16 protein-coding genes are annotated in these 10750 nt (G+C 68.7%); 6 read left to right on the top strand and 10 right to left on the bottom strand.

Annotated elements, in window-relative coordinates:
• Positions 1 to 113: 113 nt before the first annotated feature.
• From AB0M65_RS28480 to AB0M65_RS28460, 5 genes are all read right to left on the bottom strand, one after another.
• Entirely contained in the window at positions 114 to 455 is a 342-nt protein-coding gene (locus AB0M65_RS28480; protein ID WP_364033992.1) for a hypothetical protein, read from the bottom strand.
• A gap of 94 nt (positions 456 to 549) precedes the next feature.
• Positions 550 to 1098, bottom strand: a complete 549-nt coding sequence (locus tag AB0M65_RS28475) for a TetR/AcrR family transcriptional regulator (protein WP_364033989.1) — start codon at positions 1096 to 1098, stop codon at positions 550 to 552.
• Positions 1099 to 1170: 72 nt separating this feature from the next.
• Positions 1171 to 1956 carry a metal-dependent hydrolase gene (locus AB0M65_RS28470; RefSeq protein WP_364033998.1) on the bottom strand — a complete coding sequence of 262 codons (786 nt, stop codon included), beginning with the start codon at positions 1954 to 1956 and terminating at the stop codon, positions 1171 to 1173.
• Between the two features lie 57 nt (positions 1957 to 2013).
• Positions 2014 to 2367: an STAS domain-containing protein gene (locus AB0M65_RS28465; RefSeq protein ID WP_364033986.1), complete on the bottom strand. Its 354-nt coding sequence runs from the start codon at positions 2365 to 2367 to the stop codon at positions 2014 to 2016.
• Between the two features lie 216 nt (positions 2368 to 2583).
• A complete protein-coding gene (locus AB0M65_RS28460) occupies positions 2584 to 2892 on the bottom strand; it encodes a WhiB family transcriptional regulator (protein ID WP_364033983.1) in 309 nt (102 codons plus the stop codon).
• A gap of 135 nt (positions 2893 to 3027) precedes the next feature.
• Here AB0M65_RS28460 and AB0M65_RS28455 point away from each other — a divergent pair, with 135 nt between their 5' ends.
• From AB0M65_RS28455 to AB0M65_RS28440, 4 genes are all read left to right on the top strand, one after another.
• Complete coding sequence (locus AB0M65_RS28455; protein ID WP_364033980.1) at positions 3028 to 3444, top strand: anti-sigma factor; 417 nt, start codon at positions 3028 to 3030, stop codon at positions 3442 to 3444.
• Positions 3441 to 4214, top strand: a complete 774-nt coding sequence (locus tag AB0M65_RS28450) for a SigB/SigF/SigG family RNA polymerase sigma factor (RefSeq protein ID WP_364033977.1) — start codon at positions 3441 to 3443, stop codon at positions 4212 to 4214. Before AB0M65_RS28455 ends, AB0M65_RS28450 begins: the two co-directional genes overlap by 4 nt.
• Before the next feature lie 78 nt (positions 4215 to 4292).
• Positions 4293 to 4712, top strand: coding sequence for an ATP-binding protein (locus AB0M65_RS28445; RefSeq protein ID WP_364033974.1), 420 nt, complete (start codon positions 4293 to 4295; stop codon positions 4710 to 4712).
• Between the two features lie 87 nt (positions 4713 to 4799).
• A complete protein-coding gene (locus AB0M65_RS28440; protein ID WP_364033971.1) occupies positions 4800 to 5435 on the top strand; it encodes a nitroreductase family protein in 636 nt (211 codons plus the stop codon).
• Position 5436: 1 nt separating this feature from the next.
• Here the strand turns inward: AB0M65_RS28440 and AB0M65_RS28435 are convergent, their stop codons facing one another.
• Both AB0M65_RS28435 and AB0M65_RS28430 read right to left on the bottom strand, forming a co-directional pair.
• Positions 5437 to 6075 (bottom strand): alpha/beta hydrolase, encoded by a 639-nt coding sequence (locus AB0M65_RS28435; protein WP_364033968.1) that lies wholly within the window; start codon positions 6073 to 6075, stop codon positions 5437 to 5439.
• Between the two features lie 28 nt (positions 6076 to 6103).
• A complete protein-coding gene (locus tag AB0M65_RS28430; protein WP_364033965.1) occupies positions 6104 to 6781 on the bottom strand; it encodes an HNH endonuclease family protein in 678 nt (225 codons plus the stop codon).
• Between the two features lie 156 nt (positions 6782 to 6937).
• Here AB0M65_RS28430 and AB0M65_RS28425 point away from each other — a divergent pair, with 156 nt between their 5' ends.
• The gene (locus AB0M65_RS28425) at positions 6938 to 7945 is read left to right on the top strand and encodes a tetratricopeptide repeat protein (protein ID WP_364033962.1); all 1008 of its coding nucleotides are present in this window, start codon (positions 6938 to 6940) and stop codon (positions 7943 to 7945) included.
• A gap of 28 nt (positions 7946 to 7973) precedes the next feature.
• On the opposite strand, the gene AB0M65_RS28420 is transcribed toward AB0M65_RS28425, so the two are convergent.
• Positions 7974 to 8867: an SWIM zinc finger family protein gene (locus tag AB0M65_RS28420; protein ID WP_364033959.1), complete on the bottom strand. Its 894-nt coding sequence runs from the start codon at positions 8865 to 8867 to the stop codon at positions 7974 to 7976.
• Between the two features lie 23 nt (positions 8868 to 8890).
• A complete protein-coding gene (locus AB0M65_RS28415; protein ID WP_364033956.1) occupies positions 8891 to 9541 on the bottom strand; it encodes an SDR family oxidoreductase in 651 nt (216 codons plus the stop codon).
• A gap of 47 nt (positions 9542 to 9588) precedes the next feature.
• Between AB0M65_RS28415 and AB0M65_RS28410 the strand changes: the two genes are divergently transcribed.
• Positions 9589 to 10155 carry a TetR family transcriptional regulator gene (locus AB0M65_RS28410; RefSeq protein ID WP_364033953.1) on the top strand — a complete coding sequence of 189 codons (567 nt, stop codon included), beginning with the start codon at positions 9589 to 9591 and terminating at the stop codon, positions 10153 to 10155.
• 57 nt (positions 10156 to 10212) lie between these two features.
• Here AB0M65_RS28410 and AB0M65_RS28405 read toward each other — a convergent pair whose 3' ends face one another.
• Positions 10213 to 10701 (bottom strand): very short patch repair endonuclease, encoded by a 489-nt coding sequence (locus AB0M65_RS28405; RefSeq protein ID WP_364033950.1) that lies wholly within the window; start codon positions 10699 to 10701, stop codon positions 10213 to 10215.
• Positions 10702 to 10750 lie beyond the last annotated feature (49 nt).

Genomic DNA, 10750 nt, shown 5'->3' with positions numbered 1-10750 from the left:
GGGGGGGCGGGGGGCCCCGCCGCGCGGGGGTTTGGGGCGCCCGCGGCGTGGTGGTTTGGTTATTGTGTAAGTTGCGAAAGTGCCCTTCGCGCCACCCGCGGGCGGAGGCTGCGTCAATCGCGCCGGGATCCCGTGTCCGAACTGGGTGGGAGCGTCGTCGGCGTGGTCGACGACGTCGAAGTGGTGGACGGCGTCACGGTCTGGGTCACCGTGCGCGGCGACCGCGTGTTCGTGCGGGTGATCGTGAGCGGTTCCGGTACGACGCCCGGCACGGTGACCGTGACCGGCCCGATGGACCGTGAAGTCGTTGCCGGGGAAGGGGTCGTGCCGACTTCCAGGACGGGGGGCGCTTGCTCGCGCCCGGCGACGAGAAGGGCGGCGACGAGCAGTCCGGTGGCGATGCCCGCGAGGGCCGCGACCGTGACGGAACCGGTGGTGGGACCTTGACGCGACATCCGGCACCCCCTCGCCATGCGAAGCGCAGGTACGAGGACTACTCGCGTTGATCTTACTTTGTGTTACGCGGCACGCAAGCTGAGTGGAAGGTGTTCAGACGGTCTTGCGCAGGCCGTCGACCACGACCCGCACGAGGTGGCGGCTTTCGGGTGAATACCGTTCCGCCGCGAGGCAACCGGCGATCAGGGCACGCAGGTCGTCGCCGTCGATGTCCTCGCGCACCGCGCCCGCGGCCTGTGCCCGCGTAAGCAACGCCTGCGACGCCGATCGGAAGCCGGTACCCGCGTTCGCGTTGAAACCGAGCCCTGTCGTCTCGGCGAGCGCGTCGCAGAGTGCCCGGTTGGCGGACGCCTGCTTGACGACACGTTTGAAGAAGCCGAAGAAGGCCTCACCGGGGTCCTCGGCCGTCAGCAGCTCGCGGGCCTCTTTCGCGAACTGCTCGACACGCTCCACGACGACGGCCTGGAAGAGCGCTTCCTTACTGGGGAAATGCCGGTAGACCGTGCCCGCGCCGACACCCGCGATCCGCGCGATCTCGTCGAGGGGGACGGCCAGACCGTCGACGGCGAAGGCCTCTTCGGCGGCGGCGAGCACCTTCGCTCGGTTGCGTCGCGCGTCGGCGCGCAGCACGGGCTTGTCCACTGTCCCTCCTCAACCGGGTCCGGCGTTCCGATTCAACGCCTCCGGTGGCGAGGGCATTCCTCAACCGACCACTTAGTGAACCGCCGTCTGCGCCCCGTCCGGCGACAGCAATCCCTGCACCGTGGTGAACAGGTACTCCCACACGCCGGGGATCAACACGACGGCGGCGATCGCGAAAACCGGGAAGATCAGCCGGTTTTCCACCTTCTTGCCGGTGCGGAACCGCAGCGGCTTCGGCGGCCGGATCTCGTACCAGGTCTCACCGGCGATGGGGATCGGGAACAGGAACGGGCAGCCGGATTCGGTCAGCGCGTCGCCGAGGCAGTGCACGAAACAACCGGCCGCGACGGCGATGCCGAGCCAGCCGGAGATCTCCGCGAGTTGCGTGGCCTTGTCGGGTGGCGCGGTCCACACCCACCAGCCGACGGCGGCGCCGCTGACCGGCAGGAGCCAGTCGCCGAGCGCGCCTTCCGCGAGCAGCAGGCCGAGGACGACGACGCCGAACACCGCCCACGGGCCGCCTTCGGTGGTGCCCCAGGAGGTCAGGAAGCCGAGTCCGACGGCGAACAACACGGTGTGCGAGAGATGCCGGTGCTTACCGGTGACCTTCTCGTCCCGTGGTCCCTTGGTCAGCGCGTACAACGCCGCCGAAACGCGGCGCAGCAGCCAGGAGATCGCGCCGGTGAACCAGCCCAGCAGCCGCGACGCGCGTGCGCCGGGGTGGTCGAGGTCAGGCAGGAGGGCGAAACCGGCTGTTGTCGCGGCGAATACGACTGCTTGATGCACCGTGCCCGCTCCGACGGCGGGTGCGAGCGCGAGGCCCGCGCACCACCCCGTCAGGGCATGCGTCCGCCCCATCATCGTGCTGCTGCCCCCAGGTGTCGCGGATCACGAGCCCACGACCGTAGCGGGGGTTCAGGCGGGGGGCTCTTCCGACACGCTGAGGTGTTCGGCGACGCCGGTGAGCTCGATCACTCGGCTCACTTGGGGGCTGGGGACCACTTCCAGCTCGACGGCCTTCTCGGCGGCCTGGCGTTGCGCCTGGAGCACCACGTTCAGCGCCGAGGAGTCGAAGAAGGTCACTCCGGTCAGGTCGGCGACGACCCGGCCGGAAGGCTTGTCCGTGATCAAGGCCCCGAGGGTCTCCTGGAGCTGGGGGCTCGTCAGCAGGTCGAGCTCACCGGTGACCACCACGCGCGGCGTGGGCGCGTCGACGTCCAGCGTGATGCTGAAACCGGGCGGCGTGGTGTTCTGCTCCGCTGCGGGCATGCACATTCTCCTCATCAGGTGAGCACCGGCGCTCAGCGCGCCGACGCTCTCCTGTGGTCTCAAGCTGCGGCCGCGCCCAGTCCGGACACGGACGCACGCTCTTCTTCGGCGGGTAGGCGTGGCTGTCCCCGCAACGACAGTCCCAACCCTAACCCAGTCCGGACGGGGCGCCACGATCGCCGTCACGCGCGTCGCCGACCGGTGCCCGGTGAGCGCTCAATGCGCGGTCAACGTCTTGCGCCCGGCGCGGCGTTCGCGCAGGAACAGTTCGCGGCGCTCGATCTCGCCGAGCCCGCCCCAGATCCCGTACGGCTCCTGGACGGCCAGCGCGTGCGTGCGGCACTGCGCCAGCACGGGACAGCTCTGGCAGATCGCCTTGGCGCGGGATTCACGCCGCTCACGGGCCGAACCACGCTCGTTGTCCGTGTGGAAGAACAAGCTGCTGTCGGCGCCTCGGCACGACCCACGCAGCTGCCAGTCCCACTCTTCCGCCACCACGTTCGGCAACCGGCTCACGTCGGCCATGTCGGTCCCCGCCTCTCTCAGGAGATCGTTTGTCGCCGGTTACATGCCCGCCCCCTGCGCGAATCAAACGTGGGTTTGGTTTGCTCACACCCAGGGCATCTGACTCGGCAGTGCAGCGCAGAGAGGAACACACACGTGGTGGACAACACCCCGCCCAGCGGGGAGGGCGCTCAACTCATTGAGGTACGCACGGCCGCGGTACCGCATGTGGTACCGACTCTCCGGACGATCGTCGCGGATATCGCGATGCGCCAGGACTTCGACCTGGACGCGGTCGAAGACCTCCGGATGGCGGTGGACGAGGCCTGCTCCATGCTGCTCCCCTCCGCCTCCGATGGCCACCTGACCTGCGTGTTCTCCTGGAAGAACGGCCGGATCGAGGTGACCGTGTCGGTGCTCGCGGACTCCCCGGAGCCCGACGACGAGACCGGTCTGTCCTGGCAACTGCTGACCGCGCTGGCGACGTCCGCGCGGCGGAGTGTCACCCCGGCGGACGGCGGCTACCTGTCGAGGGTGGAGCTCGTCCGGGAGAGCGAGGCGGCCCGGCCGTGACCGATCCGGCCGAGCAAGACGGCCTTGATGTTCGGGCCCTGTTCGAGCGCATGTGCGCGCTGCCCAAGGAAGATCCCGGTCGTGAACGGCTGAGGGACGATCTGGTGAGCGCGCATCTGGAGCTCGCGCGCAACCTGGCGCGCAAGTTCCGTAACCGGGACGAGTCGATGGAGGACCTGGTCCAGATCGCCACGATCGGGCTGATCCACGCCGTCGACCGGTTCGATCCCACTCAAGGCAGCGACTTCCTGGCCTTCGCGGTCCCGACGATCTCCGGCGAGCTGCGGCACCACTTCCGGGACAACAGCTGGTCGGTCCGGGTCCCGCGACGGCTCAAGGAGCTGAACGCGAACATCTCGGCGGTGCGCGAGGAGCTGACCGTGCGGCTCTCACGCGCGCCGAAGCCCAGTGAGATCGCCGCCCACCTCGGTGTCCCGGTCGACGAGGTTTTCGAAGGGCTCCGTGCCGGCCAAGGCCGCTACGGGGCTTCCTTGGACAACCTCCTGGAGAACTCCGCGCACACCCGGTTCGGTGAGGCGGACGCCAACCTCAGCCAGGCGGAGCTCCGTGAGGCGCTGCGCCCGATGCTGGAACGGCTGCCCGATCGCGAGCGCAAGATCGTCGCGCTGCGGTTCGGGTCCGGGATGAGCCAGGCGGATATCGCGCGCCGTGTCGGGGTCTCCCAGATGCAGGTGTCACGGCTCTTGGCTGCCACACTCAAGAAACTGCGTGAAGGACTGACCGAGACAGAACTCACGGACGGGGTCTGATTCGACCTTCGCCCGGGTGGGTATCCCAGGGGACTAACGACGGATTCGGGAGTCTCTCGCTAGGGGAGGTGCGGAACCATGACGATGTCCAAGACGCGATCGGAGGGCTCGTTACCGGTGGTCTCCCTGCCCCTGCCGGTCGACGTGACGGCTCCCGCCGTCGCGCGGCAGGCGGTGCGGGCGACGCTGCGGGGTCTTGGCCTTGACGAGGCGGGCGTCGACGACGTCCTGCTGGCGACCTCCGAGCTGGTCACGAACGCCTTCGAACACGGTGAGCGGCCGGACAGGCTCGAGGCCGAGTACGCGGAAGGCAGGCTCACCCTGCGGGTCTTCGACTCCGGCTCGGAACGGCCGAAGCTGAAGGAGCCCTCTCCGGCGGCGGCACGCAGCCGTGGCCTGCAGCTGGTGCACGCGTTGTCCGACGACTGGGGCCACGAGCTGTGCGCCGGCGGGAAGTACGTCTGGGCGGTGTTCAGCCTTCCCGGGCGTGGGGGCTGAGCTCGCGGCCCGCGTCTGAGCAGTGTGCCCATCCCTCGTTCGCGCGGCGTCCTCCCCACCAGTTGGTCATCACGACATAATCACCGGATGACGCCCGAAGAGCTGCTGACGACCACCCGGACCGTCCGCAAACGACTGGATCTGTCCCGGCCGGTTCCCCTGGAACTGGTGAAACACGCCCTGCAGGTCGCGCTACAGGCGCCGAGCGGGTCGAATACGCAGCGCTGGCAGTGGCTCGTGATCACCGATCCCGGGCAGCGGGCCGAACTCGGGAAGCTCTATCAGCGGGCGTGCCGCGAATACCTGGACTCGCCGCACGCGGCCGGGAAACTGTTCGCGGACGACCCGGCGCGGTCGAAGGTCCAGCAGCGCGTCGGCACCAGCGTCGAGTACCTGGCCGACAAGATGGGCGAGGTGCCGGTGCACGTCATCCCGTGCCTGGAGACGACGGGTGACGAGCTGCCCGCGGGCAACCAGGCCGGGCTGTGGGGGAACCTGCTGCCCGCGGTGTGGAGCTACATGCTGGCGGCGCGCGCGGTCACCCTCGGCACGGCGTGGACGACGCTGCACCTGGCCTACGAGAAGGAGGCCGCGGAGATCCTCGGCCTTCCCGGCAACGTGCACCAGGCCGCGCTCATCCCGACGGCGTTCTACACCGGCGACACGTTCAAACCCGCCGCGCGCCAGCCGCTCGAAGAGGTCCTGCACCTGGACCGCTGGTGAGCTACAGGTAGGACTCCAGCCGGTCCGCCAAGGTCTTGGGGTGGCTCAACGGCACGGAATGCGAGCCGTCGATCTCGTCGGGCGCGAAGCCGAGCCGGTCCTGGACGACCCGGCGCTGGAACTCAGGCGTGAAGAAGCGGTCTTCACGCGCGATGAGCGCCTTCGTCGGGATGTCCGGCCACTTCCGGAGCGGCCACGGCTCGCTCCACTCGGCGCTGACCTGGTTCCGGCTGTGCGAGCCCGCCTCCGCGACGAGTTCGGCGGGGAGGCCGTTGAAGAACTTCTCTTCGTCGCTCAGGCTTTTGTCGTTCTCGAAACCCGTGTTGCCCCACCAGTCCCCCGGCGTCTCACCCGGTTTCGGGATCATCGCGGTCAGCATCACGAGCAGCCGGGCGGAAAGCTTCTCGGCGACGAGTGGCGCGGTGAATCCGCCGTAGGAATGGCCGAGCACCACCAAGTCGCCACGGTCGCCGATCGCCTTCGTGACGGTGTCGACGTGCTCCGCGAAGCCCGCCTTCTCGTCTTCGATCGGGAGGTTCACCGCGACGACGTCGTGCCCGCGCCCGGTCAGTTCCGCCTCAAGCAGGTGGAAGTCCCAGGCGCTGCCGCCACCGCCGTGAATCAGTACGAAGGTCGCCATCACCCCAGCTAAGCCGAAGGTGGCGGGATCAGCAACGACCGAGCATGTCGCCGAGCGCGGTCTTCTCCGCCGTGGTGATCGTGAGGCCGTAGTAGTGCTTCACGATGATCCAGTCCGTCGCGTAGGTGCACCAGAAAGACACGAGCGGCGGCTTCCACTGGTCCGGCGCCTTGTCGCTCTTCTCCTGGTTGACGTTGTCGGTGACGGCGAACAGCTGCGGCCTGGTCAGGTCGTTCGCGAACTGGCGCCGCTTCTCGTCGTTCCACGACTTCGCGCCGCTGACCCAGCTCTGCCCGAGCGGGACCATATGGTCGATGTCGACGTCGGTCGGCGTGGTCCAGGTCTCGCCGTCGTAGATGCTGGTCCAGCTGCCCGAGGTCGGGGCGCAGTCGGAACCGGCCTTGACGTCCTTGCCGTCCCGTTTGAGGACGAACTCGCGGGTGTTGCAGTTGTTCCCCTGGTTGTCCCAGTGCGGGTACTTCTTGCGGTCGTAGCCGTCCATCGTGCCGCGCGGCGCGACGGTGAGCTCGTCCAGCTGCTTGCGCGCGTCGGCGGCGCTCGCGGTGTTCGACGGCGTCGGCGGGCTCGGCTGCAACGCGGAACCCTTGCCGGTCACCAGCCAGATCCCCACCAGCACCACGGCGGCGAGGGAGATCAGCAGGAGCAGCCGCTGGGCCGTGGTCATCTGCCGGGTACGCGTGGCCACCGCGCGTTCCTCTCGACTGGGGATGGGGAGGTTCCCAGTATCGCGGCGCCTCGTGGGGAAACCGGGTGCGACACGGCGATGACACCAGGTAGTTGTTGTCACATCGGGGCACTGACCGGCGACTACCTCAGGGACGCTGCCGGAAGGAGCGGGCTTGTGGCCGCCGAAAAACGCAAATGGAACAACCGGGTCGACGATTACCTGAATCGGAAGGCCGCGGAACGCGGGCATGTGATCGCCATGGCGCGGATGGGGGCCACCGCGCTGGAGCGGGGCGATCTCGACGAGGCCGAGGCGTGGTTCCGCGAGGCCGCCGCGGGCGGCGACCGGGTCGCGATGGGCAATCTGGCGCATCTCCTGCGTGAACGCGGCGCGCCCGAACAGGCCGAACGCTGGTACCGCGAAGCCGCGTCGGCCGGTGATTCGCATGCCATGGCGCGTCTCGGGAATCTCTGTGCGGGGCGTGGGAAACTGGACGACGCCGAGGAGTGGTGGCGGCGGGCCGCCGCCGAGGGCCGGGTCGAGGCGATGGCGGAACTCGGACGGCTGCTGTTCCGCCGTGGCGAACCGGCGGAGGCGGAACACTGGGCGGGCCGGGCCGCGGAGGCCGGCGACGTCGAAGGGATGATCACGCTCGGCGCGCTCCTGCGTGAGACCGACCGGTCGCGGGAAGCGGAACCCTGGTGGCGCAAGGCTGGCGAGGAGGGCGACGCGGCCGCGCTGGTCAAACTCGGCCACCGGGCGGAACAGCGGAACGACCTGCCGCGGGCGGACAGCTGCTACCGCGCGGCCGCGGCCGCCGGCGCGCACGACGCGGCCGTCCGGCTCGGGCTGCTGCTGCACCGGCGCGGTGAGCTCGACGCGGCCGAACGCTGGTATCTCAAGGCCGCCAAACGGGGTGACGCCGCGGCGATGACGAACCTCGGCGTGCTCGCGAACGAGCGGAACGACCCCGGCGAGGCCACCGCCTGGTACCGGAAGGCCGCCGAACTCGGCAGTGTCCCGGCGTACACCAACCTCGGGCGGCTGGCCGCCGACCATGGGAACTTCCAGGAGGCCGAGCACTGGTTCCGCGCGGCCGCCGACACCGGCGACGTGGCCGGACGGCGGGATCTGGAGGAGCTGTACCGCAACGCCGGGGCCCGGCACCGGCAGGAGTTCTAGGGCGTGTCTGGGTGAGTGCGCTCCGGCCTTAGGCTTTCCAGTTCCGCGTCGCCGCGAAACCCTCACGCAGCCGCTGGAGTTTGCGGCTGCGGTACGGGTCCTCGCCGTCGTCGAGCCGCCACCGCTCGTCGACTCCGGCGCGGACCGCCGCGAGCCCCTCGAAGCCGAGCCCGCCGGTGAAGTCCGCGATACTCACCTCGACGCGACCGGAACCGTCAAGATCGAGACGTAGCAACCATTCCGCGAGCACCTTGGGCTCCGGCGGCGAGTCCGCGCAGGCCTCCGCGTACAACGCGAGCGCTCTCCTCACCTCGTCGCCGAGTGTGCCGAAGGAGTCCTCGACGAAGTCCAGCGCCTCCACGACCAGCTCGACGATGCGGCACAGCAGCGGCCCGTCCATCACTTCCGCGGCGGTGGCAAGCACTTCGCGGACCTTCCCGGCGTACGCGAGCGTGCCCTGGAAGCCGACGAAACCCCGCAACCGCAACGTTCCCTCGACGTGGCGTCGCAACGCGTCTAGGTCTTCGCGGCCCGCCTTGAGCGACAACCGACGGAAGAGCACCGGATCCTCGTTCGCGTGCTCGACCAGGAGGTCGATCAGCTCGGCGCGGTCCAGCGATGCGACGTACCCGCGGATGTCGGCGGCGCCGCCGTCCGCCGCGCCCTCCAGGACGAGCAGGCCGACGGCGACGCAGTGCTTGCAGAAGAAGCCGTCCGCCGCGTGCGGGCAGGAGCACTCGCCCACCAGCTCGCCGTCGACGTCACGCAACCGGACCGTGTACCGGTCGGTGCCGCTGACGACGGCGGTGACCCCGCCCGCGACGTCGTCCAGCGCCTCGACCGACTCCAGGTACTTGGCCCCGCGCGCGAAGGAGACGTCACCGGCCTGCCCTCGGAGGTCGTCCTCGCTGAACCACGTCACCGGCCCATTGAACCCCCTCGGGTTCAGGGACCGAGGAACAACCCGCCACTCGCGTCGAGGACCTGCCCTGTCACCCAGCGGGCGTCGTCGGAGGCGAGGAAGGCGACGACGTCCGCGATGTCGTCCTCGCGGCCGAGCCTTTGGTGTGCCGTGGATTTGGTGATCACGGCCTCCAGCTCGGGGGTGAAGACCTGGCTGTTCGACTCGGTCTTGGTCGCCCCCGGCGCGACGACGTTGACCGTGATCCCGCGCGGGCCCAGCTGATGGGCGAGCGTGCGGCTCATGGTCTCGAGCGCGCCCTTGGTCATCGCGAAGGAAGTCTGCGTCGGGTTGGCCATCCTGGTGGCGACCGACGAGATGTTGACGATGCGGCCGCCGTCGTTCATCCGCGCTCGTTGGATGAGGAAGTACGGCGCTTTCACGTTGACCGCCATCAGATGGTCGAACTGCTCCGGCGTGTCCGTCTCGATCGGCCCCGCCGGTGACGCGGCCGCGTTGTTGACCAGGATGTCCAGGTTGCCGATGCCTTCCAGGACTTTGTCGACGCCTTCCATCGTCGAGAGATCCGCCTGGCCGCTGTCATGCCTCAGGACGTTGACGCCGTCTCTCTCCAGCCTCCGCGCGATCGCCGCCCCGATCCCCCGCGAGCTACCCGTCACCAATGCTGTCTTCATCGCGCACCCCAGATGTTAGTGGCTAACAGTTTGATAGTGTCTACCACGTGAACCTCCGCGACCGCCAGCGCGCCGAAACCCGGCTCGCCGTCCAGACCCACGCGATCCGCCTCTTCACCGACGTCGGCTACGACGCGACCACCGTCAACGACGTCGCCGCGGCGGCCGGCGTCTCGGCGATGACGGTGTACCGGCACTTCACGACGAAGGAGGACCTGGTCCTCTACGACGAGTACGACCCCCTGACCGCCTCCGCCGTCGCCGCCCAACCTCCTGGCCCTTTGCCCGTGCGGATCGGTCGCGCTTTGGAGTCGACTGCCGCTTTGGGCTCCACTCAGGAAAAGGCGTTCCTGCTGGCGCGACTACGGCTGATGATCTCGGTCCCGGCACTGCGGGCGCGGCATCTGGACAGCCAATACGCGACGGCCGATGCGATCGTCGCGGCTCTTTGCGGGTCATCTCCGGAGCCTGACGAGGAGTTCCGGGTGCGGGCCACGGCCATGGCGTGCCTCGGCGCGGCGCACGTCGCGCTGATCCGGTGGGCGGAGACGGACGGGGAAGCTGACCTGGCGGGGTTGATCCGGCAGGCGTTGGGCAGCGTGTTCGGGGACTAGCTAGTCCCCGAACCAGCAACTATCCACGCCACGCCATGATCAAGATCCCGGGGATTGTCAGCCCTTGCGGCTAGCATCGAACCCGTGTTCGATCAAGTCCACGACGACGCCCACCGCAGCGGTCAGCGGCTCATGCTCCCAAATGCGAGCCACACGCCAGCCTGCCTCGTGGAGCGCATCCGTGACCAGGCGATCACGCTCTACGTTCCGCCGAAGCTTCGGCGTCCAATACCACTCGTTGGAGGTCGGTTGACGACCATGTTCAGGACACACGTGCCAGAAGCACCCATCTACAAAGATGGCGATCTTCTTGGCGGTGAAGACAATGTCCGGCCGTACGGCGACACCACTGTCAAGAACAAGCCGGAAATCCTTGCGGTAGCGGTAACCGAGCCGATGCAGCTGCCCACGAAGCGCTACCTCTGGCTTTGTGTCGGTGCGCCTGTTCGCCCGCATATTGCGCGACCTACCAGGATTCGCCGCCGCAGGGTAAGGCCGGCTTGCGCCCCGGCCTCCGCCAGGCCTGCCATCGCCTGTCTCCGACACACCTACCTACCATCGCACCTGTTGCCGAACTACGAAGTCTGTCAGGCAA

The sequence above is a fragment of the Amycolatopsis sp. NPDC051071 genome (assembly GCF_040682875.1).
Classification (GTDB): Bacteria; Actinomycetota; Actinomycetes; order Mycobacteriales; family Pseudonocardiaceae; genus Amycolatopsis.
The sequence above is the reverse complement of the archived record's forward strand: the minus strand, read 5'-3'. Positions and strand labels throughout refer to the sequence as shown.